General features: G+C 69.3%; 22 protein-coding genes. 8 read left to right on the forward strand and 14 right to left on the reverse strand.

Going from position 1 to position 24,939, the window contains the following annotated elements; genetic code table 11:
- Positions 1 to 76 precede the first annotated feature (76 nt).
- From FHT38_RS14685 to FHT38_RS14715, 7 genes are all read left to right on the forward strand, one after another.
- Positions 77 to 778 (forward strand): MotA/TolQ/ExbB proton channel family protein, encoded by a 702-nt coding sequence (locus FHT38_RS14685; RefSeq protein WP_091732246.1) that lies wholly within the window; start codon positions 77 to 79, stop codon positions 776 to 778.
- Entirely contained in the window at positions 775 to 1,188 is a 414-nt protein-coding gene (locus FHT38_RS14690; protein ID WP_091732241.1) for a biopolymer transporter ExbD, read from the forward strand. Before FHT38_RS14685 ends, FHT38_RS14690 begins: the two co-directional genes overlap by 4 nt.
- A gap of 34 nt (positions 1,189 to 1,222) precedes the next feature.
- On the forward strand, positions 1,223 to 2,278 hold the full coding sequence (gene lpxK / locus FHT38_RS14695; protein WP_183492203.1) for a tetraacyldisaccharide 4'-kinase: 1,056 nt from the start codon (positions 1,223 to 1,225) through the stop codon (positions 2,276 to 2,278).
- Entirely contained in the window at positions 2,259 to 2,462 is a 204-nt protein-coding gene (locus FHT38_RS14700; RefSeq protein WP_091732234.1) for a Trm112 family protein, read from the forward strand. The genes lpxK and FHT38_RS14700 overlap by 20 nt, the downstream gene beginning before the upstream one ends.
- A complete protein-coding gene (kdsB, locus tag FHT38_RS14705; RefSeq protein WP_183480759.1) occupies positions 2,459 to 3,217 on the forward strand; it encodes a 3-deoxy-manno-octulosonate cytidylyltransferase in 759 nt (252 codons plus the stop codon). Before FHT38_RS14700 ends, kdsB begins: the two co-directional genes overlap by 4 nt.
- 148 nt (positions 3,218 to 3,365) lie before the next feature.
- Positions 3,366 to 4,019, forward strand: a complete 654-nt coding sequence (adk, locus tag FHT38_RS14710; protein ID WP_091732226.1) for an adenylate kinase — start codon at positions 3,366 to 3,368, stop codon at positions 4,017 to 4,019.
- 162 nt (positions 4,020 to 4,181) lie between these two features.
- Positions 4,182 to 4,940: a 3-hydroxyacyl-CoA dehydrogenase gene (locus tag FHT38_RS14715; protein ID WP_091732222.1), complete on the forward strand. Its 759-nt coding sequence runs from the start codon at positions 4,182 to 4,184 to the stop codon at positions 4,938 to 4,940.
- Positions 4,941 to 4,985: 45 nt separating this feature from the next.
- On the opposite strand, the gene FHT38_RS14720 is transcribed toward FHT38_RS14715, so the two are convergent.
- From FHT38_RS14720 to FHT38_RS14745, 6 genes are all read right to left on the reverse strand, one after another.
- Positions 4,986 to 6,329, reverse strand: a complete 1,344-nt coding sequence (locus FHT38_RS14720; protein WP_221213776.1) for a patatin-like phospholipase family protein — start codon at positions 6,327 to 6,329, stop codon at positions 4,986 to 4,988.
- A 201-nt stretch (positions 6,330 to 6,530) separates the two neighbouring features.
- Complete coding sequence (sdhC, locus tag FHT38_RS14725) at positions 6,531 to 6,950, reverse strand: succinate dehydrogenase, cytochrome b556 subunit (protein WP_183492204.1); 420 nt, start codon at positions 6,948 to 6,950, stop codon at positions 6,531 to 6,533.
- An 87-nt stretch (positions 6,951 to 7,037) separates the two neighbouring features.
- On the reverse strand, positions 7,038 to 7,661 hold the full coding sequence (locus FHT38_RS14730) for a TetR/AcrR family transcriptional regulator (RefSeq protein ID WP_091732215.1): 624 nt from the start codon (positions 7,659 to 7,661) through the stop codon (positions 7,038 to 7,040).
- Positions 7,662 to 7,740: 79 nt separating this feature from the next.
- A complete protein-coding gene (gene adeC / locus FHT38_RS14735; RefSeq protein WP_183492205.1) occupies positions 7,741 to 9,177 on the reverse strand; it encodes an AdeC/AdeK/OprM family multidrug efflux complex outer membrane factor in 1,437 nt (478 codons plus the stop codon).
- A gap of 1 nt (position 9,178) precedes the next feature.
- A complete protein-coding gene (locus tag FHT38_RS14740; protein ID WP_183492206.1) occupies positions 9,179 to 12,352 on the reverse strand; it encodes an efflux RND transporter permease subunit in 3,174 nt (1,057 codons plus the stop codon).
- Positions 12,353 to 12,371: 19 nt separating this feature from the next.
- Positions 12,372 to 13,562: an efflux RND transporter periplasmic adaptor subunit gene (locus FHT38_RS14745; protein ID WP_404935728.1), complete on the reverse strand. Its 1,191-nt coding sequence runs from the start codon at positions 13,560 to 13,562 to the stop codon at positions 12,372 to 12,374.
- A 141-nt stretch (positions 13,563 to 13,703) separates the two neighbouring features.
- On the opposite strand from FHT38_RS14745, the gene FHT38_RS14750 reads away from it, so the two are divergent.
- Positions 13,704 to 14,357 carry a TetR/AcrR family transcriptional regulator gene (locus tag FHT38_RS14750; RefSeq protein WP_091732200.1) on the forward strand — a complete coding sequence of 218 codons (654 nt, stop codon included), beginning with the start codon at positions 13,704 to 13,706 and terminating at the stop codon, positions 14,355 to 14,357.
- 105 nt (positions 14,358 to 14,462) lie between these two features.
- On the opposite strand, the gene FHT38_RS14755 is transcribed toward FHT38_RS14750, so the two are convergent.
- The 8 genes from FHT38_RS14755 to FHT38_RS14790 all read right to left on the reverse strand — a co-directional run bounded on the left by FHT38_RS14755 (position 14,463) and on the right by FHT38_RS14790 (position 24,930).
- On the reverse strand, positions 14,463 to 15,713 hold the full coding sequence (locus FHT38_RS14755) for a hypothetical protein (protein ID WP_091732195.1): 1,251 nt from the start codon (positions 15,711 to 15,713) through the stop codon (positions 14,463 to 14,465).
- An 84-nt stretch (positions 15,714 to 15,797) separates the two neighbouring features.
- Positions 15,798 to 16,229 (reverse strand): biopolymer transporter ExbD, encoded by a 432-nt coding sequence (locus tag FHT38_RS14760; protein WP_175538449.1) that lies wholly within the window; start codon positions 16,227 to 16,229, stop codon positions 15,798 to 15,800.
- Between the two features lie 12 nt (positions 16,230 to 16,241).
- Entirely contained in the window at positions 16,242 to 16,670 is a 429-nt protein-coding gene (locus tag FHT38_RS14765; protein ID WP_091732187.1) for a biopolymer transporter ExbD, read from the reverse strand.
- A gap of 25 nt (positions 16,671 to 16,695) precedes the next feature.
- Entirely contained in the window at positions 16,696 to 17,547 is an 852-nt protein-coding gene (locus FHT38_RS14770) for a MotA/TolQ/ExbB proton channel family protein (RefSeq protein ID WP_091732184.1), read from the reverse strand.
- A 102-nt stretch (positions 17,548 to 17,649) separates the two neighbouring features.
- Positions 17,650 to 18,231, reverse strand: a complete 582-nt coding sequence (locus FHT38_RS25655) for an ABC transporter substrate-binding protein (RefSeq protein ID WP_147240063.1) — start codon at positions 18,229 to 18,231, stop codon at positions 17,650 to 17,652.
- Between the two features lie 636 nt (positions 18,232 to 18,867).
- Complete coding sequence (locus FHT38_RS14780; RefSeq protein ID WP_183492208.1) at positions 18,868 to 19,569, reverse strand: 2OG-Fe(II) oxygenase family protein; 702 nt, start codon at positions 19,567 to 19,569, stop codon at positions 18,868 to 18,870.
- 122 nt (positions 19,570 to 19,691) lie between these two features.
- Complete coding sequence (locus tag FHT38_RS14785; RefSeq protein ID WP_183492209.1) at positions 19,692 to 22,376, reverse strand: TonB-dependent receptor; 2,685 nt, start codon at positions 22,374 to 22,376, stop codon at positions 19,692 to 19,694.
- A 532-nt stretch (positions 22,377 to 22,908) separates the two neighbouring features.
- The gene (locus FHT38_RS14790) at positions 22,909 to 24,930 is read right to left on the reverse strand and encodes a dipeptide ABC transporter ATP-binding protein (protein ID WP_183492210.1); all 2,022 of its coding nucleotides are present in this window, start codon (positions 24,928 to 24,930) and stop codon (positions 22,909 to 22,911) included.
- Positions 24,931 to 24,939: the final 9 nt, after the last annotated feature.

The following is a 24,939-nucleotide window of genomic DNA, read 5'->3' on the forward strand; positions in this document are numbered from 1 at the left end:
CGCGGTGGTCGAAGCGCGGGCGGCGTGGCGCCATAATGCGCCGCCGGGCCGGAGATGCCCGAACGGAGGGAAAGCCTTGTTTTCGATCATACAAGCCGCCGGTTGGCCGATCTGGCCGCTGCTGCTGTGTTCCGTGGTGGCCCTGGCGCTGATCATCGAGCGCGTCGTGAGCCTGCGCGCCGCCCGGGTGGCGCCGCCCAGCCTGATCGAGGAAGTGCTGGGCGTGACCCAGCTGCAGATCCCGAGCGGCGAGGTCGTGGGCAAGCTGGCCGAGAACTCGCTGCTGGGCCAGGTGCTGGCCGCCGGGCTGCGCGCCTCGCAGGCCGACCCGCGCGCCGGCGAAGCCCGCCTGCGCCAGGTCTTCGAGCTGGCCGGCCGCCACGCGATCCACCAGATGGAGCGCTACCTCAACACGCTGGGCACCATCGCCGCGGCCGCCCCGCTGCTGGGACTGCTCGGCACGGTGGTGGGCATGATCGAGATCTTCGGCAGCCAGAGCCCCACCGGCAACAACCCCGGCCTGCTGGCGCACGGCATCTCGATCGCGCTCTACAACACCGCGTTCGGCCTGATCGTGGCGATCCCGTCGCTGATGTTCTACCGCTACTTCCGCGGCCGCATCGAGGCCTACGTGGTGGACATGGAACAGGCCAGCGAGCGCCTGCTGACGCACCTGGTGAACCGCGCGATGCCCGCCGGCGCCCATGCGGCCAACACCGGTCCGGTGACCGTGCCGCCGCCGGTCGCCACGCCCGCGCCAGGCAAGGCCAAGGCATGAAGTTCCGCCGTCGCCAGAGCGAGGAACCGGAGATCAACCTGATCCCGTTCATCGACGTGCTGCTGGTCGTGCTGATCTTCCTGATGCTGTCGACCACGTATTCCAAGTTCACCGAGCTGCAGCTGACGCTGCCGACGGCGGACGCCCAGCAGCTGAAGGACCGGCCGGCCGAGATCATCGTGGCCATCTCGGCGGACGGCCGCTACGCGATCGACCGCAACGCGGTCGAAGGTCGCAGCGTCGACCTGCTGACCGCCGCGCTGCTGCAGGCGGCGCAAGGCAAGCAGGAACCGGTGGTCATCGTCTCCGCCGACGCGGCGACGCCGCACCAGGCGGTGGTCAACGCGATGGACGCGGCGCGTCGCGCCAACCTGACGCGACTGACCTTCGCCGCCAACAAGCCGCAATGACCGCCGTGGGCGCCGCGGTCGGCCGGGCCCGCGCATGACCCGGCCGGCACTTGAAGACCGGCTGCAGCGCGCCTGGCGCGACGACGACCGCCTGGCCCACCTGCTCCGCCCGCTGGCCGCGCTGCACGGCGCGGTGATCCGGCTGCGGGTGCTGCTCTACCGGCTCGGCCTCAAGCGCAGCGAGCCGCTGCCGGTGCCGGTCATCGTCGTCGGCAACTGGGTGGTCGGCGGCGCCGGCAAGACCCCCACCACCCTCGCGCTGCTGGACACGCTCCAGCGCCTGAACCTGCGCGCCGGCGTCATCTCGCGCGGCTACGGCCGCGCCGACGAGGTGCAGGTCCGCGTCATCGCCGACGGCGACCGCGCCGAGGACGTCGGCGACGAACCCCTGCTGATCAAGCTGCGCGCCGGCGTGCCGGTGGCCGTCGGCCGCGACCGCATCGCGGCGGCGCGCGCGCTGCTCCAGGCCAACCCCGACATCCAGCTGCTGGTCTCCGACGACGGCCTGCAGCACTGGCGGCTGCCGCGGCAGCTGAGCCTCCTCGTCTTCGACGAGCGCGGCCTGGGCAACGGCCGGCTGCTCCCGGCGGGGCCGCTGCGCCAGTCACGCGCCCTGCCGCCGCCGCCGGGCTCCTGCGCCGACACCCTGGTGCTCTACAGCACCGGCCGCCCCAGCACCGCCCTGCCCGGCTACGTCGGCACCCGGCAACTGGCGGGCGCGGTCGCGCTGGCGGACTGGTGGCGCGGCGAGCCGGCCCGGCTCGAGCGCCTGCACGCGCTGCGCGGCAAGCCGCTGCTGGCGGCCGCGGGCCTGGCGCGGCCGCAGCGCTTTTTCGACATGCTCGGCGAGCAGGGCCTGAACTTCCGCGCGCTGGCCCTGCCCGATCATGCCGCGCTGGACCCGCTGCCCTGGGCGCGCACCGACGAGGTCGTCATCACCGAGAAGGATGCCGTCAAGCTGCGCCCCGAGGCGCTGCAGGGCTGCCGCATCTGGGTGGTGGCGCTAGACTTCCGCCCCGAACCCGCTTTTGAAGAGGCGCTGCAGCGCGAGTTGCGGCGGCTGCTCCCCCATGGACCATCGACTGATTGAGATGCTGGTGTGCCCCGTCTGCAAGGGCCCGCTGGAAGACCGCCGCAACGCCGCGGCGACCGGCCTGCCGGACCGCGAACTGGTCTGCCCCGCCGACCGCCTGGCCTTCCCGATCCGCGACGGCATCCCGGTGATGCTGGCCAACGAGGCCCGCTCCACCGACGCCGAAGGCGACCCGGCGTGAGCACGCCCTTCCACATCGTCATTCCGGCCCGCCTGGCCTCGACGCGGTTGCCGAACAAGCCGCTGGCGGACATCGCCGGCGCGCCGATGATCGTGCAGGTCGCGCGCCGGGCCGCGCTGGCCGGCGCGGCCCAGGTCGTGGTGGCCACGGACGCGGCCGAGGTGCGCCAGGCCTGCGAGGCCCACGGCATCCGCGCGCTGATGACCCGGGCCGACCACGCCAGCGGCAGCGACCGCCTGGCCGAGGCCTGCGAGCTGCTGGCCCTGCCGGACGACGCGCTGGTGGTGAACGTCCAGGGCGACGAGCCGCTGATCGCGCCGGCGATGATCCGCGCCTGCGCCGAGCTGCTGGCCGCGCGGCCGCAGTGCGCGATGGCGACGGTCGCGCACGCGATCGACGACGACGCCGAGTTCGCGAATCCGAACGTGGTGAAGCTGGTGACCGACGCGCAAGGCCTGGCGCTGTATTTCTCCCGCGCGCCCATCCCCTGGTGGCGGGACGCGCCAGGCGGCGGCGCCCGCATCAAGCCGGGGGCGGTCCTGCGCCACGTCGGCCTGTATGCCTATCGCGCCGGTTTCCTGCGCCGCTTCCCGACGCTGGCCGTCTCGCCGCTGGAGCAGATCGAGGCCCTCGAGCAACTGCGCGTGCTGTGGCACGGCGAGCGCATCGCGGTGCATGTCAGCGACGAGCGGCCCGGTCCCGGCGTGGACACGCCCGAGGACCTGGAACGCGTCAGACAGTTGATGGCCAGCTGAATCGCGGCCCTGGCCCGACCGGGTGACGGCCCCTGTCATTCGACGGTCGCGTCAGTGGGGCGTAGGCAGGCCCGTGCTATCCTCGCCCGCAGTTTTCGAGGGCGCGTCGACCCGTGCGGCGCGCCCTCTCCCCATATCGAGGAGACCCATGCGACTGATTCTTCTGGGCGCCCCTGGCGCCGGTAAAGGCACCCAGGCGGCTTTCATCTGCCAAAAGTTCGGTATCCCGCAGATCTCCACCGGAGACATGCTGCGCGCCGCCGTCAAGGCGGGCACCGAGCTCGGCGTCGCGGCCAAGAAGGTGATGGACGCCGGCGGCCTCGTCAGCGACGACATCATCATCGGCCTGGTCAAGGAACGCATCGCGCAGCCGGACTGCGCCAAGGGGTTCCTGTTCGACGGCTTCCCCCGCACCATCCCGCAGGCCGACGCGATGAAGGCCGCCGGCGTGAAGCTGGATTTCGTGCTCGAGATCGACGTCCCTGACGCCGCCATCATCGAGCGCATGAGCGGCCGCCGCGTGCACGTCGGCTCGGGTCGCACCTATCACACCAAGTTCAACCCGCCCAAGGTCGCCGGCAAGGACGATGTCACCGGCGAGGACCTGATCCAGCGCGACGACGACAAGGAAGAGACCGTCAAGAAGCGGCTCGAGGTGTACCAGGCGCAGACCCGCCCGCTGGTGGACTACTACTCGACCTGGGCCGCCAGCGGTGACGCGCAGGCGCCGCAGTACCGCCGCATCGAAGGCATCGGCACAGTCGACGAGATCACCGGCCGCGCCCTCGCCGCGCTGGGCTGAGACCCGACGATCCGCGACGCGCGCGTCGCGACAGCAACGATGGCGGCCCACGAGGTCGCCATTTTTCCGCCGACAATTGACGTTTACGTCAACGGCAACTGGCCACCGCGCGGACGCCTCGCCGCCGCCCGGACACAGGAACCCCCTGGAAGGAGACATCCCATGGACATCGCGAACAAGGTCTTCATCGTCACCGGCGGCGCGTCGGGACTCGGCGAGGGCACGGCCCGCATGCTGGCGCGCGAAGGCGCGACCGTCGTCATCGCCGACCTGCAGGTCGAGCGGGGCGAAGCCCTGGCCAAGGAGCTGGGCGGCACCTTCATCAAGTGCGACGTCAGCCAGGAGGCCGACGCGGAGGCGGCAGTGGCCGTGGCGGTCTCGCTGGGCAAGCTGATGGGCCTGGTGAACTGCGCAGGCATTGCACCTGCGGCCAAGACCGTCGGCAAGGATGGCGCGCATCCGCTGGCCACCTTCTCGAAGGTGATCACCGTCAACCTCATCGGCAGCTTCAACATGATCCGCGTGGCCGCCGAGGCGATGAGCCGGAACGAACCCGAGCCCACCGGCGAGCGCGGCGTTCTGATCTCGACCGCCTCGGTCGCCGCCTATGACGGCCAGATGGGCCAGGCGGCCTATGCGGCCTCCAAGGGCGGCGTCGTCGGCATGACGCTGCCGATCGCGCGTGACCTGGCCCGCAACGGCATCCGCAACATGACGATCGCCCCCGGCATCTTCGGCACGCCGATGCTGTTCGGCATGCCGCAGGAGGTGCAGGACGCGCTGGCCGCGAGCGTGCCCTTCCCGTCCCGCCTGGGCCGCCCGGAGGACTACGCCAAGCTGGTCCACCAGATCGTCACCAACGACATGCTCAACGGCGAGGTGATCCGCCTGGACGGCGCGATCCGGATGGCGCCGAAGTGAGCATCGAGGGGCGCGCCGGGCGGACGCTGCGGCGTCCGCCGCGCCTCACTTCAGCCGGTCCAGGCTCTCCCTCAAGCGGATGAACGCGGGGGCCGAACGCAGCGCCTCGGCGCCCGCCTTCTGCAGCTCCTGCACGTCGCGGCCCTCGATGGTGAAGGCCGTCGGCACGCGAAGCAGGCTGTGGCGGATCTTGTCGTCCGGCACGTCATGCAGGCTCACGCTGACGATGTGGAGCTCGGCGTCCGCCGCGAACGGACTCCCCGGCGTGCCGCGCGTGCGCATCAGTTCCGCCTGCCAGCGACGGTGGTCGTCGTTGAGCATGGCCAGCGTCACCTGCGTCTCGCGCGCGCCGGCGCCGAAGACCAGGGTCTCGATGACCTGCCCCGTCGACGGCACCTGGTCGCTGGCGTCGATGCGCTCGGCCAGGTCGCGCTCCGAGTTCACGGTGATCAGGACCATCCGGTGGATCGAGCCGGGCGGCGCGTCCGGGAAGGACGAGGCGATCGAGCCGCCGGCCAGCAGCCGGTCCAGCATCAGCCGCGCGCCGGTGTTGTCCGAGACCCCGCCGTCCACGAGGTGAATGTAGGGACGCTCCTTGGCGTCGCGGTAGCTTTGCGCGCTCAGCGCCAGCAGCCGGGTGCGGTAGTCGTCGGACGTCGCCGGGCCGCGCGGCGCCGCCGCCGGGGGGGCACATTCGCCGGCGTGGTTCTTCAAGGTCATCGGCGACAGCAGGATGGGCACCGCCGACGAGGCCGCGACCGCGAACGACAGCGGCGTGCGGTCCAGGTCCGAGCAGATCAGGCCGAACTGCTCGGGCGTGAAATCGAAGGGGGCGCCGGTGGTGAGGTCGGTGGCGGTCACCATCAGGTCCGGCGCATGGGGGCGTGACTTCAGGTCGCCGAAGGTCCGGCCGCGATAGAGCTCGTCGAGCCGCTGCGCCAGGATGTGGCTGCGGCCGTACCACGGCGAGGTCAGGTGATACAGGCGCGTCGGCGCGAAGGCCTGGCGGATCAGGCCGGCCTCGAAGGGCACCATCAGGAAGTCGGGCTCGAAGCGCGTCAGCGTCTCGTCGCCGAAGGCCGCGAAGTGCGCGGCCAGGATGCTGCCGCCGGACACCCCGCTGACCAGCGCGACCTGGTCCAGCAACGTCGTGGGTTGGCCCTCGAGACTGAACGGCGTGGCCTTCATCTCGCGCAGCACGCCCAGGCCGAACGCGGCCGCCCGCGCGCCCCCACCGGACAGCGTGACGGCGGCCACGACCGCCGGCGGCGTGCGGCGCGGGGCGACCGGCGCCGCGGCGGGTGCGCCATCCGCGCCCGCCGCGAGGCCGCCATTGATCCAGGGCCGATAGGTCGAGCAACCGGCCAGCGTCGCCGCCAGCACCAGCATTCCGAGACGTCTTCCAATTCCCACGCACATCACCTTCAAGGGCTGACTCCCCGCCGCGATGACGGCCGGGGACCAGCCGCCGACCGCATCGGGCGCGGAGCATCTCATATTCCGTCCAAGCGCAAGCGAGGCAGCTCCTGGCGGTGGAAGCGCGACCTCACAGCAAGCGGACCCCAGCGGCCTGCCGCGCCCATCGAATGCTCACAGGAGCGCGAAGGCCTTGGCGCCCACCGCCACCGTCAGCGTCAGGCTCGAGATCAGCACCCACCGCGCGGAACGCGATGCCCGGTGCTTCTCCACCGCGCGGTGACTCATGTCGAGCAGCACGAACCGGAGTCCGGCGGCCAGGTGGTGCAGGAAGGCCCACAGCAGGACCAGCGACAGCAGCTTCATGAGCCAGCCCGGCAGGCCGCCCCAACCGGTCGAGAACACCGCCGTCAGCCGTTCGTAGGAGCCCGCGGAGGCGAGCGCGGCCTCGAGGGTCGCGATGACCAGCGGCAGCGCCAGGACCAGGAGCAGGCCGCTGACGCGATGCAGCAGCGACACCCAGGCGGTGGACGGGAACCTGGCCATGTAGGCCGGCAGTTGCGCAAGCCCGACGTTCCTGTGTGCCGGACGCATTTCTTTTTTCATCGGTGACAAGTCCTCGCGAATCAAGTGGGACGGTTGTGATCGGGCCCCGTCGCGGCGACCCCGGCGACGCAGCCCTCACACCGGCTGGAGCCGCTCCTGCGCCGGCCCGGCGCCGACCAGCCGGCGCAGCGCCTGCGCCAGCGCATGCTCGCCAGCGATGTCCCTGGGCATGAAGGCCATGAACTCGATGAGCGAGCCCATCACCATCGCGTGCGCGAGCTGCACCCGGTGCCGCCGCGCCACGCGACCGAGCACGTCGCGCCGGGCCACGCAATGCCGCGCCAGGAACCAGGTGACCGCGACCCGCACCCGAGCCATCCGCGCCCGCGCCGCAGCCTCCGACGCGTTGAACAGCAGCGTCACGCAGAGCCCGCGCAGGCGCTCCTGGGTCACGCAGGCCATCACCGCCCGTGCCAGCGTCGTGCAAGGATCCTCCCAGGCCTGCTGCCGCAGTTGCTCCAGCGGCAGCGTCGTCGCCGCGAGCGACTCCTCCACCAGGCGCTCCTTCGACCGGAAGTGCCAGTACACCGCGCCCCGCGACACCCCCGACGCCGCGCACACCTCCTCCAGCGTCATGTTGCGGATGCCGCGCTCCTGCAGCACGCGGATCGCCGTCGACAGCAGCATCGACCGCCGCGACGGCCGGCCGCGCGGCGCGGGCGCCGGGCCCGCTGGTTTCATGTCGCCTTCCTGGTCCATGGATGCCCTCCTGGTGCTCAACACTGCCCCTCGCGACCGCCACCGCGACCGCAACCACGGCCGCGGCCGCGACCGGCGCTCAGCCGTTCCAGCCACCGCCCAGCGCCTTGTAGAGCGTCACCCCGTTTGTGAGCCGCGAGAGCCGCATGCCGATCAGCGTCTGCTGCGCGCCATACCAGGAGCGCTGCGCGTCCAGCACGTCCAGGTAGCTATCGACGCCACGCGCGAAGCGGGCATCGGACAGCTTCAGCGCATCGCCGCTCGCCTCGACCAGCGACTGCTGCGCCTGCAGCTGACCGCTCAGCGCCTCGCGCTGCGCCAGCGCGTCCGCCACCTCGCGGAAGGCGGACTGGATCGCCTGCTCGTACTGCGCCACGGCGATGTCGCGCCCGGCGATGGCGCTGTCGAGCGAGGCCCGGTTGCTGCCGCCATCGAAGATCGGCAGGCTGATCTGCGGCAGGAAGGTCCAGGACCCCGAACCGCCCTTGAACAGGCCCGACAGGTCCGCGCTGCCGCTGCCCGCCGAGGCCGTCAGGCTGATGCGCGGATAGAAGGCCGCGCGCGCCGCGCCGATGTTGGCCGTGGCGGCCTTGAGCTTGTGCTCCGACTGCAGCAGATCGGGCCGGCGCAGCATCAGCTCGGACGGCAGTCCGGCCGGCAGCTCGGGGAGCGCATTGAGCGAGTCGCCGAGAGCGCCCGGCGCCAGTTCGGCCGGCACCGGCGCGCCCAGCAGCAGCGCCAGCGCATTGCGGTCCTGCGCGATCTGGCCGGTGTAGCGCGCCACGTCCACGCGCGCGCTGTCGACGCTGGTCTGCACCTGCCGCAGCGTCAGCGCCGAGGCGCTGCCCAGCTCGAAGCTGCGCTGGGTCAGCGTGTAGGTGTCGGACTGGCTGCGCAGCGTCTCGCGCGCCAGCGCCAGGCGCTCCAGGTCCGCGGCCCAGGTCAGGTAGGCCGTGGCCACCTCGGCCACCAGCGAAATCTGGGTGCTGCGCCTCGCCTCCTCGGTGGAGAGGTATTGCTCCAGCGCCTGCGCGCTCAGGTTACGCACGCGGCCGAACAGGTCCAGCTCATAGGCGCTGACGCCCAGCGTCGCGCTGTACTGGTGGCTGGTCAGCGCTTCGCCAGTCGCCGAGAGGCTGGCCGGCGTGCGGGTCGCGGTGCCGCTGCCGTTGGCGCTCAGCGTCGGCAAGGTGGCCGCGTCCTGGATCCGGTACTGCGCGCGGGCCTGCGCGATGTTGAGCACCGCCACGCGCAGGTCGCGGTTGTTGTCGAGCGCCAGCTCGATCAGGCCCCGCAGCTTCGCGTCGGCGAAGAAGGTCCGCCAGCCGACGTCCGCGTTCGCGGCGCCGTTCGATCCAGCGTCCGCCGGGGCGTCCGGGTAGTGCTCGGGCACCGGCGCGGCGGGACGCTCGTAGCGCGGCGCTAGGTTGACGCAGCCGCTCAGCAGCAGGGCCGCCGCCAGCGCCGTCAGGCCGGGCCAGGTCGGCGAAGGGACCAGGGAGATCAATCGGGTCATGTCAGTGGCCCTCGTTCAACAGGGGGGAGGCATCGGCGGCGGGGGCCCCGGCGGACTCGGCCGCCGCGGGCTTGTTACGTCCGAACAGTCCCTGCACGACGACGAAGAACAGCGGCACGAAGAAGATCGCCAGCACCGTGCCGGACACCATGCCGCCGACGACGGCCGTGCCGAGCGCGTTCTGCGCGCCGGCGCCGGCGCCCTTGCTGACCATCAGCGGCAGCACGCCCAGGATGAAGGCCAGCGAGGTCATCAGGATCGGCCGCAGGCGCATGCGCGCCGCGGCGATCGCGGCCTCGAGGGTGGACATGCCCTTCGCATGCAGCTCCTTCGCGAACTCGACGATCAGGATCGCGTTCTTCGAGGCCAGGCCCACCGTGGTCAGCAGGCCCACCTGGAAGTAGACGTCGTTCATCTTCCAGGTCAGCACCGCGCCGACCAGCGTGCCCAGCACGCCCAGCGGCACCACCAGCACCACCGAGAACGGGATGGACCAGCTCTCGTACAGCGCCGCCAGGCACAGGAACACCACCAGGATGGACACCGCGTACAGCAGGCCCGCCTGGCCGCCGGCCTCGCGCTCCTGGCGCGAGACGCCGGTCCACTCGTAGCCGATGCCCGGCGGCAGCGCGGCCGCGTGGCGCTCCACCAGGTCCAGCGCCTGGCCGCTGGACAGCGCGCCCGGCAGCGCCATGCCCAGGATCTCCACCGACGGCACGCCGTTGTAACGCTCCAGGCGCGGGGAGCCCAGGGTCCAGCTGGCGGTGGCGAAGGCGCTGAAGGGCACCATGGTCCCGGCGGCATTGCGGACGAACCAATGGTCGATGTCGCCCGGCAGCATCCGGAACGGCGCATCCGACTGCAGGAAGACCTTCTTCACCCGGCCACGATCGATGAAGTCGTTGACGTAGTTGCTGCCCCAGGCGGTCGAGAAGGTCGCGTTCACGTCGCTCATCGACAGGCCCAGCGCGCCGACCTTGTGCTCGTCGATGTCGAGCCGGAAGTCGGGCGTGTCCTCCATGCCGTTGGGCCGCACGGCGACCAGGCCCGGCTCCTTCATCAGTGCGCCCAGCAGCTGGTTGCGGGCCTGCATCAGCGCGGCATGGCCGAGGTTGGCGCGGTCTTGCAGCATCAGGTCGAAGCCGCTTGCATTGCCCAGCTCCGACACCGCGGGCGGCACGATCGCGAAGACCGTCGCGTTGCGGATCTTCGACAGCGTCTCCATCGCCCGTCCGGCCACCGCCGCGGCCTTCAGCTCCGGCCGGACGCGGTCGCCCCAGGGCTTGAGCTTCACGAAGGCGAAGCCGGCGTTCTGGCCGCTGCCCGCGAAGCTGAAGCCCGCCACGGAGAAGATGGCGTCCACCGCGTCCTTCTGCTCGACCAGGAAGTGATGGTCGACCTGCTGGAGCACCTCCTGCGTCCTGGCCTGCGTGGCGCCGGGCGGCAGTTGCACCAGCGTGAACAGCGTGCCCTGATCCTCTTCCGGCAGGAAGCCGGCGGGGATCTTGCTGAAGACAAATCCGACCACCGCCACCAGCACCGCGTAGCCGGCCATGTAGCGCCAGCCGCGGCCCAGCATGTGCTGCACGATGCCCTGGTAGCGGCGGTTGCCACGGTCGAAGGCGCGGTTGAACGCGCCGAAGAAGCCGGTCGTCGCCAGCGCATGGCCCTTGGCCACCGGCTTGAGCAGCGTCGCGCACAGCGCCGGCGTCAGGATCATCGCCACCAGCACCGACAGTGTCATCGCCGACACGATGGTCACGGTGAACTGGCGGTAGATCACGCCGGTCGAGCCGCCGAAGAAGGCCATCGGCACGAAGACCGCCGCCAGCACCAGCGCCACGCCGACCAGCGCGCCGGTGATCTGTCCCATCGACTTGCGCGTCGCCTCCAGCGGCGACAGGCCTTCCTCGCTCATCACGCGCTCGACGTTCTCGACGACGACGATCGCGTCGTCGACCAGCAGGCCGATGGCCAGCACCATCGCCAGCATCGTCAGCGTGTTGAGCGAGTAGCCGAACACCGCCAGCACGCCGAAGGTGCCCATCAGCACCACCGGCACCGCGATCGTCGGGATCAGCGTGGCGCGGAAGTTCTGCAGGAACAGGTACATCACCAGGAAGACCAGCACCACGGCCTCGATCAGCGTCTTGATCACCTCCTCGATGGAGATGCGCACGAACGGCGTCGTGTCGTAGGGCTTGATCACCTTGACGCCGGGCGGGAAGAACTTGCTGAGCTCGTCGAGCTTCGCATCGATGCCCTTGACCGTGTCGAGCGCGTTCGCGCCGGTCGCCAGCTTGATCGCCAGGCCCGCCGCCGGCTTGCCGTTGAAGTGCGCGACCGTGGCGTAGCTCTCGCTGCCCAGCTCGACGCGCGCCACGTCGCGCAGCCGCACCGCCGAGCCGTCCGCCTGCGTGCGCAGCAGGATGGCCTCGAACTCCTCGGCCGTCTTCAGCCGCGTCTGCGCGGTGATGGTGGCGTTGAGCTGCTGGCTCGGCACCGCCGGCAGGCCGCCGAGCTGGCCGGCCGAGACCTGCGCGTTCTGCGCCTGCACCGCGGCCTTCACATCCAGCGGCGTCAGCTTGAAGCTGTTGAGCTTGCCCGGGTCCAGCCAGATGCGCATCGCATATTGCGAGCCGAACAGCGTCGTGTCACCCACGCCTTCCACGCGGCTGATCGGGTCCTGCACGTTGGCCGCGACGTAGTCCGACAGGTCGGACCCGTTGAGCCGGCCGTCCTCCGAGATGAAGGCCAGCACATTCAGGAAGTTGTTGGCCGACTTGGCGACCTGCACGCCCTGCTGCTGGACCTCCTGCGGCAGCAGCGGGGTCGCCAGCGCCAGCTTGTTCTGGACCTGCACCTGCGCGGTGTCGGGATTGGTGCCCGTCTCGAAGGTCAGCGTGATGGTCACGCTGCCGGTCGATTCGCTGGTCGAGGCGATGTAAGAGAGCCGGTCCAGCCCCTTCATCTTCTGCTCGATGACCTGCGTGACGGTGTCCTCCAGGGTTTTGGAGGAGGCGCCGGGATAGTTCGCCGTGATGGCGATGGCGGGCGGGGCGATGGTGGGGTATTGCGCGATCGGCAGGGTCAGCACCGCGACGGTGCCGGCCAGCATCGTGATGATGGCCAGGACCCAGGCGAAGATCGGACGGTCGATGAAGAAGCGAGCCATGAGGGTCTCCGTCCGATGCTCAATGCGCGGTCGCGGCGCTGGCCGCGGCGGTCTTCACGGCGACGGGCACGGACGGCGCGGCCGCCGCCTTGACCTCGACCGGCTGTCCCGGCCGCGCCTTCTGCTGGCCCTCGACGACGAGCCGGTCGCCCGCCTTCAGGCCACTGCCGACCAGCCACTGGTCGCCGATGGCCCGCTCCGTCGTCAGCGCGCGCTGCGCGAGCTTGCCGTCGCCGTCCACGACGAAGGCCACCGGCTTGCCGGTGCTGTCGCGACTGACCGCCGGTTGCGGCACCAGCACGGCCTGGTCGATCACGCCCTCCTCGATCACCGCCTTCGCATACATGCCGGGCAGCAGGTCGCCGCGCGGATTCGGGAACTCGGCCCGCAGCGTCACGGCGCTGGTGTTCTGGTCCACCGTCACCTCGGAGAACTGCAGCTTGCCGGCCTGCGGATAGACGCTGCCGTCCTCGAGCACCAGCCGCACGGCGGCCGTGCCGCTCTTGAGCCGGCCGTTCTCCAGCGAGCGCTTGAGCGCCAGCAGCGTGCCGCTGGATTGCGTCACGTCGACGTAGATGGGATCGAGCTGCTGCACCGTCGCCATCGCGGCGGCCTGGTTGGCGGTGACCAGCGCGCCCGGCGTCACCGTGGAGCGACCGATGCGCCCGCTGATCGGCGCGGTGATGCGGGTGTAGGCCAGGTTGATGCGCTGCGTCTGCAGCGTGGCGCGCGCGGCGCCGACGTCGGCCTCGGCCTGCAGCAGGCTGGCGGCGGCATCGTCGGCCTCCTGCTGGCTCACGGCCTTGATCGCGGACAGCTCGTGGTAGCGGCCGGCCTTCAGCCGCGCCGACACCAGCGTCGCCTCGGCCTTGGCGAGCGTGGCCTGCGCGTTGTCGACGCTGGCGCGATAGGTCGCCGGATCGATCTGGTACAGCAGTTCGCCGGCCTTGACCTCGCTGCCCTCCTTGAAGCGGCGCTCCTGCACCAGCCCGCCGACCTGCGGTCGCACCTCGGCGACGAGCGCCGCCGTGACCCGACCCGGCAACTCGGTCGTCAGCGCCAGGCGCTGCGGCTTCACAGTCGTGACAGCGACCTGCGGCGTGCCGTTGCCGCCCATGTTGGGCGGATGCGGCGGCTCGCCGCAGGCAGCGAGGGCCAGTGCCGCGACAGCGGCCAGCAGCGCCGTGGGCAGGAAGGGATCGTGGCGGATGCTCATGGCGGACCTCCGGGTCGAGCAGTCTTGGTCATTTCTAAAACGTACCGAACGGTTCGGTATTGGCGCGGATTATTGGATTGACAGTTCCCGGGTGTCAAGAAAAAATGGACCGATTGGTACGGTTAAGGAGATGTCGTGAAAGTCCGCACTGAAGCGCGCCGCGAGGCCATCCTCGAAGTGGCCTCGCAGGTCTTCCTGGAGTTCGGCTACGAGCGCGCGTCGATGGCCGAGATCGTCAAGCGCATCGGCGGATCGAAGTCGACGATCTATGGCTACTTCGCGTCGAAGGAGGAGCTGTTCCTCGCGGTGACCGAGGCGGCCGGCGACCGGCACATGGCCACGGCGCTGGCGGAGATCGCGGAGTACCGCGGCGGCGACCTCGAGGCCAGGCTCACCCGCTTCGCCGAGAAGCTGACGGCGTTCCTGACCAGCGACGAATCGGTGTCGGCGCACCGCATGGTGCTGGGCGCGGCCGGCCATTCGGACATCGGCCGCATGTTCTACGAGGTCGGCCCGCAGCGGGGCATGGCGGTCATGACGGAGATGTTCCGGCAAGCGGTGGAACTGGGCGAGCTGCGCCGCGAGGACCCGGGGCTCCTGGCCCAGTACTTCGGCGCGCTGGTCAACGCGGAGCACTACCACCGGTGGTTCCACCGCGATCTTCCGCCGCCGAGCCGGCTCCAGATCAAGCGGGCCGCGCGACGCGCGGTGGACGTCTTCCTCAGGGCCTACGCCCCCGCCGGCGCGCCCCCCGCCCCGTCCGCCCGGAAGGAAGCGCGATCGTCCTGATCACTCCAGACGGGCGAGCGCCCATGAAAAAAAGCGCCGACGTTGCCGTCGGCGCTTCTTGGCGTTTGACCGGCGCCGCGAGGGGCGCCGGGCAGTCTGTCGCGATCAGTGCTTCGCGCTGCGCGCGTACACCGACCACAGGCCGGCCAGGTCGGCCGAGCCGTCGGTGCCCTTGACGGTGCGCCAGGTCGCTTGCGCCTTGGCCTTGTCGCCGGCCAGGAACTGCGCCAGGCCCAGGTAGAGCTTGGCATCGTCCGGACGCTTCAGGTTGCCCTTGGCGATGCCTTCCTCCATCAGCTTGATGCCGGCGGCGGCCTGGCCGCGCTGCACCTGCGCGAAACCGACCTTCACCAGCTCGTCGCCTTCACGGGCGCCGCGGGCGGCCGTCTCGGCGGCGGCGGCGCCGGCCTTGGCTTCGGCGATCCGCTTGTCCAGCAGGTCGGCCAGTCGCTTCGGACGGCCGTTGTCGTCGGTCGGCTTCAGGACGCCGGCGGCGAAGCCCTTGTCCAGCACCTTCTTGCCTTCGTCCGGATAACCCGCCGCGCCCGCCAGCTGCGCCAGCTCCATGTAGTCGTTGGCGCCCTGCATGTTGTCGGTCACCAGGCGCAGGCGCAGCACGTCGACCTGGTAGCGGCCGGCGGCGAAGCCCTTCTTGCTCTGCAGCGTGCCCAGCGACTGCGCCCACAGCTTCTGCGTCGGGTAGTAGTTCAGCAGCTTCTGGATCAGCGCCGACTCGGTGGCGCCGTCGCCCTTCTTGTTGGCGGCCCACAGCGCGGTGTTGAGCTTGTCCTGCGACGGCGTGCGACCGGCCTTCTCGTCGGCGGCGATCTCGGCCAGCGTGTCCTTCAGCACCGTCGTCACGTCACCGGAACGCAGCTGCGCGGCGCTCTGGATCTGCTTCATCGTCGGGCTGTTGCCCCCGGCGGCGTTGTACTTGTTGACCCACTCCAGCGCCTTGGCGCCATTGCCCGCGCGGAGGTAGGTGCCGGCGATGGCTTCCATCGTCAGCAGCTTGTTGGCCGCGGGCATCTTGCCGGCGGCGCTCAGCGCGTCATAGGCCTTGGCCATGCCGTCGGCATCGCCCAGGCGCGAGGCGGCGGACAGGCGCAGGCCTTCCAGCGTCGCGTTCTCGTCGGCGTTGCGGCCGGGAACGGCCTCGGCCTCGCGGATCTTGGCCATCGCTTCCTGCGCCTTGCCCGCCTTGAGCAGGTCGGACGCAGCCTTGAGCGCGCCGCCGACTTGCGGGCGCACCTGCGCGGCGGCCTGGGACAGGACGCTCAGGCTGCCTTCGGGCGTCGTGCCCAGCACCAGCGCGGCGGCGCCCACGGCGGCGGTTGCCAGCAGTTTGAGTTTCATTCGCTTGCTCTCCTACGAAGAAAAACGCGCCACCCTCGCGGGCAGCGCGTTCTGGTCAGACACCAATCAGACAGGCATCCGGTCTCAGTTCAGGAACTGCTCGTTCCCGACCATCGCCATCTTCTTGACGCCCAGGCGCTGCGCCGACGCCATCACGTTGGCGACATAACCGTACTCGGCCAGCTTGTTCGGCTTGATGTGCACTTCCGGTTGGTCCGGAATCGCCGCGATCTCGGCCATCTTGGCCTCGAGCGCCGCGTGGTTCGGCACGGCCGCGCCATCCCAGAACACGGTGCCGTCGAAGTCGATCGCCACTTCGTGGACGATCGGCTCGGTCGGCGGCGTCTGGTTGTTGGGCGGCGGCATGTCCAGGTTGACCGAATGCAGCTGGATCGGGATGGTGATGATCAGCATCACCAGCAGCACCAGCATCACGTCGATCAGCGGCGTCGTGTTGACGTCCAGCATGGTTTCGGGATCGTCACCACCACCGGAGCTTCCGACATTCATACCCATTCTTCAGCTCCTTCAGCCACCACGAGCCGGCGGCTCGGTGACGAACTTGATGGACATGATGCCCGCGCGCTGGCACGCGACCATCACCTTGCCCACGTTCTCGTAGCGCGATTTCTCGTCGCCACGGATGTGGACTTCCGGCTGAGGATTCAGAACCGCCACCTTCTTCAGGCGCGCCACCAGCGTTTCCGTATCCGGAATCGGCTGCACGCCCCAGTAGATGTCGCCATCCTTGGTCACCGCGATTTCAATGTTTTCCGGCTTGGTGACGCGGACGACGTTCGTCTCCTTCGGCAGGGTCACCCCCACCGATTGCGTCACCACCGGCACGGTGATCAGGAAGATGATCAGGAGCACCAGCATCACGTCCACCAGGGGCGTGGTGTTGATGGTCGAGACCACCTCGTCGTCGCCACCGGACGAACCTACGTTCATCCCCATATTGCGTCTCCGGGACTGCTGTGGATTAGCGGCCGGCGACCTTGCGGCTGCCCATCAGGACGCCGTGCAGGTCAGCAGCGAAGGCACGGACCTGGCCCATGACCGACTTGTTGCGGTTGACCAGCCAGTTGTAGCCCAGCACGGCCGGAACGGCCACGCCCAGACCGATGGCGGTCATGATCAGCGCGGCGCCCACGGGGCCGGCGACCTTGTCGATCGAAGCCTGACCGGCCACGCCGATCTGGGTCAGCGCCTGCAGGATGCCCCACACGGTACCGAACAGGCCGATGAAGGGGCTGGTCGAGCCGACGGTGGCCAGGAAGCCCAGGCCGCCTTGCAGGCGCGAGTTCACTTCCTGCACGGCGCGGTCGATGTTCATCGTGACCCAGGTGTTGTGGTCGATGTTCTCGGTCAGCGCGCCTTCGTGGTGTTCCGAAGCTTCCACGCCGGTCTGGGCGATGAAGCGGAACGCGCCGGTCTCGCTCAGGCTCTTCAGGCCTTCCTGCAGGGAGGCCTTCTTGAAGAACGAGGCGCGGACTTCCTTGGCTTCACGGGCGATCTTGGAGGTGTCCCAGAGCTTCGTGAACAGGATGTACCAGGAACCCATGGACATGATGGCCAGGATGGCCAGCACGGCCTGGTCGACCACGTTGCCGTGGGCGACGATGTTGCCCAGGCTGTAGGGGTTGTCGACCGGCTTGGCGGCGGCCGGTTCGGCGACGGCGGCGGGAGCGATGTCGGCAGGAGCGGGAGTGGCTTCAGCGGCGGAGGCGGCGGCCGAGGCAGCCTGGTCCTGCGCTTGGGCGGCCAGCGGGGAGACGGCCAGGGTCGCGGCGCAGGCGACGGCCGCAAACAAGGCAGACAGACGAGAGATCATGGAGTTAGCTCCTACGCAAAAAGTCTTGAACTCAGGTTGAGGGGTCCGGAGCGCGTCGGGCGCTCCGTATTCAGTCGATCGCGGGTCGGACGGTCCCGCGGATCATTCCATGTTGAACACGAATTCCTGTTCCAGGACCGCGTCCACGCATTCATAGGTCTCCGACAGCGTCGAGGTGATCGCGTTCTTGAGCGCGCGATCCGCCTTGCGGTCGCTGGCGCCACGCAGGGTCGCCAGGGAGATCTCGACCACCTTGCCACCCCTGACGGTGAACGTGGCCTTGTAGCTGGCGGTGCCGCTCCAGTTGAGCGCCGGCATCTCCGGCTTGCCCATCTTGCTGCAGCTGCCGATCGCCGAACGCACCTTCGGGGCCGGCGGGGCCGGCGGCGCGGGAGCGGCCGGCGGCGGTGCCGGGCGGAACTCCTGGGCCGGAGGCGGCGTCGTCGACTGCACGGCCACCGTCTGGGTCGGCGGCGGCGGGGCCGTCACGACGACTTCGGGCGGCGGCACGAACGGCGGCGGCGGCGCCTTGATGTCCGGGGGCGGCGGCACGACCTTTTCAGGCGGCGGCGGCGGCTTGACCTTTTCCTCGACGACCTTGACGTCGATCGGGCCCTTCACCGCCTCCTTGATCTTCGTCGCCAGGCCGCTGGCCAGGGCGCCGACGATCAGGACGTGGACCAAGACAACGAGGCCGAAGCCCGTCAGGCGCGATGACCCGCCTTTATCCTGCGCAAAGTTCATGCGCGCTCCTTCATCAAACTGCGAATTACTTTCATCGAAGCTACAAGGGGAGTTCGACTCAACACAGCGTCTGGTCGGATCAGGCGTTCGCGCCGCAACCTGGGGTCAGCAGCGCCTGTCTTGCCGGCTGTGCGAGCGACGGAAGCGAACGGTGCCAAGCCGCCGAAGCGCCACGGACCGCCGACCCGCCGAATGCAGGATGGACACACGAAGACTCGAAAACCCAGGGCACGATACGAACCCGACTCAACAAAAATGCCCGTCAGCTTGTGGCCGCGGGCGTCTCAAGGATCAGTCAGAAAACCGTAGGAAAACTACAGATTTCGGCTACCTTTCACGACCTTGATCATAAACGACATGCGCAAGCCGCCTGCCATGGGGTTTGCCCGAGCATGCGGGCATCGCCCATCGCACGGGTCACCTGCGGTTACAGCGGCGCCGTCGCCGGAGGGTCACCCCTCCTACCCTGGTATTCTACTGGTATGCCCTCTGCTCACCTTCCTCGGGGTGCTAGGGCTAACCCGCGAAGAGGTTACGGAACGAACAGCCGCTAGCCCCCAGCAATCCGCGTGCCGCTTACGCCGCGATCAGCCAGCCGGTGATCGCCTGGCGCTCCGCCATGGCGAATGGCGGCACGTAGGAGACGAAATGTCGCTGCGGCACAGTGAACAGCGACAGTGAATTGAAGTGGGGGAAGAAGGTGTCGAGCACCGATCCATCCTCCGCGGTGAAGTGGAGCATCCCGCCCCAGTCGGGCCGCCAGCGCGGCGTGAGGTTGATCACGTAGGCGATCCGGCGGTCCTCGCGGTCGACATGGTCGTCGTGGGTGGTGAGGAAGTTACCGCGCGAGTACATCGTCGCCTGGGCGAAGACGCCATTGATTTCGGGGTCACCGCTGAGCTCGCGCATCCGCGACAGGAAGGCGTCGTCCGCCATCCAGCGCATGAAGCGGGCCAGCAGGTCGGAGCGGCCGTCCTTGACCGCGCGGACCAGCGAGTCGGAGAAGAAGGAAAACTGGAAGCCCTCGCGCGCGATCCCGTGGATGCCCTCGGTCAGCTGCATGCGCTGCTGGGGCGTGAGCGCGCGCAGCTGCTCGCCGGTCAGGCGGCGGTCGCCGGTCGCGTCGCGATAGACCAGCTCCCAGTCGATCGCCTGCAGCGCCCGGTCCAGGGCCTCGGCCACCTGCGGGGTGAAGAAGTCCCGGATCAGCACCCTGCCCTCGGTCCGCAAGGTGCGGCCCAGGGCGGCGAAGTCCAGGTCGGGGTTCAGGTAATCCATGGTGGGCGTCGGATCCGCGATCGGCCGGCACAGTGCCGGCCTCAATGACCGCAGGCCCCGAAGGGCCTGCGGCGTTGGAGGGGAAGTCGCTAATCTAAGTCAGATCAGCGACGGCCCCACCCTTAGAAGCGGTAGTTGCCGCGCACGTAGAAGGTGCGCTGCTGGACCGCTGCGTAGGTCGGGTCGAAACCGACCTGGAAGTAGTCTTCCTGGTTGGTCGTCGGCGGCTTCTTGTCGAACAGGTTGCGGATGCCGGCCGTGATGGTCACGCCCTTGATGCCGCGGAACTGCCCTTGCACGTCGAACAGGTCATAGGCCTTGACGTGGCGAACCTCGTCGTAGTCCTCGTAGCCGTTCTGGCGGAAGTAGCGGATCGAAGCGCCCCACTTGTCCTTGTCCCAGTCCAGCGTGAAGGTCTGCTTCAGCTTGACCACCGGGCCGCCCAGGTTGTACTTGCCCAGGTTGTCGCGGGTGGTGCCGGTGCCGACGATGCTTTCCTCGCTCTTGGTCAGCAGCGTCGCTTCCCAGCCCGGGGTGAAGGTGCCGAACTCGGTACGCAGGCGGGCGCGGGCGCTGAAGTCGAAGCCGGCGGTGCGCAGCTTGCCCACGTTCTCCCACGAGGCGCGCACGTAGTTCAGGTAGCCGGTGGCCGGATCGACGACCAGGCGGTCCGCGAAGATCGACGTGCTGGTGAAGGTGCCCGGGACGCGGTGCTTTTCCCAGTCGCGCATGATGTCGTCACCCGACAGGAAGCGCAGGCCGTTGGTGATCTTCATGTCGAAGTAATCGACGCTGATCGTGGTGTCCTTGATCATCTCGAACACCATGCCGGCGGTGAAGGTCTTGGACTTCTCCGGCTCCAGGTTCAGGTTGCTGTTGTTCTGCACCGTCAGCTGCGTGTCGCAGTAGTTGGTGTTGGGGAACGCCGTGCAACCGCGGATGCGGTCGTAGTTGGGGTCGGTGAAGTTGCCGCCCGAGTTCGTGAACGACGAGGGGGCGAACAGGTTGTCCAGCGCCGGGGCGCGGAAGCCCTTGCCGGCGGACGCGCGGAACAGCAGGCCCGTCATCGGGGTGAACTTGACCGACAGCTTCGGGCTGGTGGCCTGCAGGTCCTTGGTGGAGAACGTGCCGTCGCGCGAGCCGCCGTTGGTGCTGCTGTACTTGTCGTAGCGGACGGCGGCGTTGATTTCCAGCGACTTGAGGACCGGGAAGTTCGCTTCGCCGAACACGCCGCTCACGTCACGGTTCGCGCTGACGCGGCCGGCCGTGCCGGAACCGCCCACCACGTCGCCGGAACCGGCCAGCTCGGAGTAGCCGTCCAGATACTTTTCCTTGCGGAACTCGCCACCGAAGGCGACGCCCAGGTTGCCGGCGCCGACGTTGAACAGCTCGCGCGACAGCGTGAAGTCGCCGCCGGTGTTGCTGGTCTTGGAGTCGCGGTTGTTGCCCGAGAGCTCGGCGCTCTTGAGCGCGGCCAGGCCGGCGGCGTCGTTCGGGCCCCAGGGGTTGATCAGGCCGGTGCGCAGCGCCTGCACCAGGCGCGTGTCGGAGAAGTTGCCGCTGACGAAGTCGTCGCGGGCCTTGCCCTCGGCATAGACGAAGGCGGCCTTGTAGTCGAAGCCACCGAAGGTGCCCTCGGCGCCGGCCACGGTGCGCAGCACCTGGTTGGTCACCTTGGTCTTGCGCTGGCCGCCGTCGACCATCCGCCAGGCCAGCACCAGGTCGCCCCGGTAGCCGGGCAGCACGGCGTCGACCGCGGCGGTCGGGTAGTACTTGCCGCCGGCGGGATACAGGTAGTCGTCCTTGCCGGTGGTCGTCGAAGGCGTCTGCGACGAGCCCAGGATGATCTCGTTGCGGCTGTAGGCGACTTCAGCGAACAGCTGATGGTCGGGGGCGGCCTGCACCGTGCCCTTCACCAGCGCGCCGTAGCGGTCCTGCTCGGGCACCAGGTCGATGTAATGGGTGTAGTCGTAACGGCAGTTGTTGGCGCCGGGATAGGAATCCGGGCGACGGCAGGTCGGGAAGTTCGCCGCGCCGGGCACGTACTGGCCGGTCGTGGCGATGAAGGTGTTGGCCGGGAAGGTATTGCCCGAATCCTTCACCACGCCCAGGTCGGGCCGGTTGCCGGTGGACGCATAGGAGCGGTCGGCCGCGCGGATCGGGTCGTACTTCTGGTAGTTGATGGTGGCCAGCAGGTTCCACTTGTCCTTGGACAGGTCGCCCACGCCGCCGCCGGCGGAGAACGAGAACACGTCGCCGACCGTCTTGGGCAGCTCCAGGCCGACCGAGATGTCGCCGCCCTGGAAGTCCTTGCGGGTGATGAAGTTCATCACGCCGCCGATGGCGTCCGAACCGTAGGTCGCGGAAGCGCCGTCGCGCAGCACTTCGACGCGTTCGATCGCCGCCAGGGGGATGGCGTTCAGGTCGACGCCCTGGCCGGAGAACGGATAGACCGGCAGGCGCCGGCCATTCAGCAGCACCAGCGTGCGGCCGCGGCCCAGGCCGCGCAGCGATGCGCCGACCTGACCGTTGGCGGAGCCGTCACCGATCGACTGGCCCAGCGCCAGGCCGCCGCCGTTGTTGTAGCTCAGGCGGTCGACCAGTTCCTGGACGTTGGAAGCGCCGGACTTGTTGATCGAGTCACGGCTGATCACGCTGACCGGCAGCGAGGTCTCGGCGTCGATGCGCTTGATGGACGAGCCGGTGATCTCCACGCGGTCGAGCTGGGTGTTTTGCGCGACCACGGGCAATGCCGCGGCGCCGAGCGCGAGCAGCGCGGCAAGGTTGATGCTCTTGCGTTTGAACATGAAGACTCCTTAACCAGAAACACAGGTTGTTGTGTTGCCGGGAACACGGGCGGCCGGGATCTCGGCCTGCCCTCCGAGCGGTGTTCCCGGCTTAGGGCCGGGCCAGTTTCTTGTCCGGTTCGCAAAGCCCCCCTCCGTGATCACCCTAAGCGGGAGGGCGCCGGCCTCTTTACACCCAGAAATCGCGGGTAAACACCCAAGTGCGGAATGCGGCTCCCGTTGCTGCGACGCGACGCGCGACTGACGCACTTGAGCAGGGTTTCCAGCCCAAATAAGCGGTGATTTCGCACCAAAAGTGCGCATTCAGGTCAGTGTTTCAGCCACCAATCGCCCCTGCGCACAGAAGTACGGCGCCAAACGGCCAAGCGTCCCGCCGATCGTCCTGGCCCCACCGCCTCCAGAACCCGCTCAGCACCATCACGGTGCCCGGGCGCCGAGGCCGTCTCCCCGTCGCGCGGCGGACATGAAAAAGGGCCGCTGAGCGGCCCTTCGAGGAAAGGAAACGGCTCGAACGCCGTGCTGAAGGAGGCGGTCAGGCGACCGTGCGACGTTCCACGCGCGGCACCGCCGCGAGCAGCGTCCGGGTGTACCCCTCGCGCGGCTGCCCGAGCACCGTGTCGCAGCTGCCCGATTCCACGATGCGGCCGGCCTGCATCACCGCGACCTCGTCGGCGATGTACTCGACGACGCCGATGTTGTGGGTGATGAACAGGTAGGAGAGTCCGCGGCTGCGCTGGAGTTCGCGCAGCAGGTTCAGGATCTGCGCCTGGACCGACACGTCCAGGGCCGAGGTGGGTTCGTCGCAGACGATCAAGCGCGGCTCCACGGCCAGCGCGCGGGCGATGGCGATGCGTTGGCGCTGGCCGCCGGAGAACTCGTGCGGGAAGCGGGCCAGCGCGTCGCGGCGCAGGCCGACCTGGTCCAGCAGCTCGTGGAGCAGCGCCAGGCGTGCCGGCGCATCGAGTTCGGGCCGCAGCGCCAGCAGGCCTTCCTCGAGGACTTCCTGCACGCGAAGCCGCGGATTCAACGACGCGAACGGATCCTGGAAGATGATCTGCACCTGCCGGCGCGCCTCCCGGAGCGCGTCGCCGTCGAGCTGGAACAGATCCTGGGGCGCCCCGCCCTGCCCTGCGGCGTCGACCGGCGCGACCGGCGGATGCAGCAAGGCCTGCCCCCCGATCACCGCCACGCGCCGAAGCAGCTGGACGATGGCCTTGCCGGAGGTGGTCTTGCCGCAGCCGGACTCGCCGACAAGGGCCAGGGTCTTGCCGGCCTCGATCGAGTAGGAGACCCCGCCGACGGCGTCAAACCAGCGCTTCGTCCCCCCAAAGAACCCGCGCCCCATCGGATACCGCACGGTCAAGTCCTTCACCTCGAGCAGCAACCGAGGCGACTGCTCGGTCGACTGCATGGGGGGCTGCGATGGCGACTGCGCGAAGCCGTCGGCGCCGGTGCCCCTCGGAGCGAATGCCGAGCGTGCGGAGGCGTCTGAGCGGAGAGGGGCACCGGTGCCGACGGCGATCTCCCGATCTGCCACGTCCCCAGATCCTCTCGCCACGTCGCCAGATCCTCCCGCCACGCCCCCCGTGGCATCGGCATAAAGCAGACACCGCACTTCATGCCCCACAGCCACATCGGCCAGTCCGGCAAGCACCGGCTGGGTCGACGCGCAATGGGCCATGGCGCGATCGCAGCGCGGCGCGAAGCGGCAGCCTGAGAAGGTCTGCCACAACGGCGGCACGGTCCCCGGGATGGCGGCCAGCGGCTCCCCGCGGCGCTGCGCGTCCGGCAGTGCGCGCAGCAGCAAGCGCGCATAAGGATGTTTAGGTGCCGAGAAGAACTCCGCAGCCGACGCCACCTCGACGATCTGCCCGGCGTACATCAGCGCCACCTGGTGCGCCATCCCCGACACCACGCCGAGATCGTGGGTGATCAGCAGCAGGCCCAGCCCGCGCTCGCGCTGCAGGTCCTTGAGCAGGTCCAGGATCTGCGCCTGGATGGTGACGTCAAGCGCGGTGGTCGGCTCGTCGGCGATGAGGAAGTCTGGCTCGGCCGCCAGCGTCATCGCGATCATGATCCGCTGCTTCTGGCCGCCGGACAGCCGGAACGGGTACTCGTCGATGCGGCGCTCGGGTTCGGGGATGCCCACGCGGCGCAGCCAGTCCACCGCCTTCTGGCGCGCGGCCGCGCCGCGCAACGGCGTGTGGGCCTCGATCGCCTCGACGATCTGGTCGCCGACCTTCATCACCGGATTCAGGCTGGTTCCCGGCTCCTGGAAGATCATCCCGATGCGTCCGCCGCGCACGTCGCGCATGCGGGCTTCGCTCAGGTCGAACAGGTCCTGGCCGTCGAGCTCGAGCCGGCCGCCGGCGATGCGGCCGTTGTCCGGCAGCAGCCGCATCAGCGCCAGCGCCGTCATGCTCTTGCCGCAGCCGGACTCGCCCACCAGCGCGAAGGTCTGGCCTTGCGCCAGCGTCAGCCGCATGCCATCGATGGCGCGCACCAGGCCGGCGTCGGCGTCCAGGTGGACGTGGAGGTCGTCGATCTTCAGCATCTGGCGTTC

The organism is Mitsuaria sp. BK041 (assembly GCF_014193085.1).
Lineage (GTDB): Bacteria > Pseudomonadota > Gammaproteobacteria > Burkholderiales > Burkholderiaceae_C > Roseateles.

Excerpts from the sequence above, each read along its gene's own strand:
- sdhC (WP_183492204.1), bottom strand. The coding sequence starts at position 6,950 with ATGCGTCCGGCACACAGGAACGTCGGGCTTGCGCAACTGCCGGCCTAC.
- FHT38_RS14690 (WP_091732241.1), top strand. The coding sequence starts at position 775 with ATGAAGTTCCGCCGTCGCCAGAGCGAGGAACCGGAGATCAACCTGATC.
- FHT38_RS14730 (WP_091732215.1), bottom strand. The coding sequence starts at position 7,661 with ATGGACCAGGAAGGCGACATGAAACCAGCGGGCCCGGCGCCCGCGCCG.
- FHT38_RS14720 (WP_221213776.1), bottom strand. The coding sequence starts at position 6,329 with ATGCTGGTGCTGGCGGCGACGCTGGCCGGTTGCTCGACCTATCGGCCC.
- FHT38_RS14700 (WP_091732234.1), top strand. The coding sequence starts at position 2,259 with ATGGACCATCGACTGATTGAGATGCTGGTGTGCCCCGTCTGCAAGGGC.
- FHT38_RS14790 (WP_183492210.1), bottom strand. The coding sequence starts at position 24,930 with ATGCTGAAGATCGACGACCTCCACGTCCACCTGGACGCCGACGCCGGC.
- FHT38_RS14780 (WP_183492208.1), bottom strand. The coding sequence starts at position 19,569 with ATGGATTACCTGAACCCCGACCTGGACTTCGCCGCCCTGGGCCGCACC.
- FHT38_RS14740 (WP_183492206.1), bottom strand. The coding sequence starts at position 12,352 with ATGGCTCGCTTCTTCATCGACCGTCCGATCTTCGCCTGGGTCCTGGCC.
- FHT38_RS14715 (WP_091732222.1), top strand. The coding sequence starts at position 4,182 with ATGGACATCGCGAACAAGGTCTTCATCGTCACCGGCGGCGCGTCGGGA.
- adk (WP_091732226.1), top strand. The coding sequence starts at position 3,366 with ATGCGACTGATTCTTCTGGGCGCCCCTGGCGCCGGTAAAGGCACCCAG.
- FHT38_RS14770 (WP_091732184.1), bottom strand. The coding sequence starts at position 17,547 with ATGATCTCTCGTCTGTCTGCCTTGTTTGCGGCCGTCGCCTGCGCCGCG.
- FHT38_RS14765 (WP_091732187.1), bottom strand. The coding sequence starts at position 16,670 with ATGGGGATGAACGTAGGTTCGTCCGGTGGCGACGACGAGGTGGTCTCG.
- FHT38_RS14785 (WP_183492209.1), bottom strand. The coding sequence starts at position 22,376 with ATGTTCAAACGCAAGAGCATCAACCTTGCCGCGCTGCTCGCGCTCGGC.
- lpxK (WP_183492203.1), top strand. The coding sequence starts at position 1,223 with ATGACCCGGCCGGCACTTGAAGACCGGCTGCAGCGCGCCTGGCGCGAC.
- FHT38_RS14760 (WP_175538449.1), bottom strand. The coding sequence starts at position 16,229 with ATGGGTATGAATGTCGGAAGCTCCGGTGGTGGTGACGATCCCGAAACC.
- FHT38_RS14755 (WP_091732195.1), bottom strand. The coding sequence starts at position 15,713 with ATGAAACTCAAACTGCTGGCAACCGCCGCCGTGGGCGCCGCCGCGCTG.
- adeC (WP_183492205.1), bottom strand. The coding sequence starts at position 9,177 with ATGACCCGATTGATCTCCCTGGTCCCTTCGCCGACCTGGCCCGGCCTG.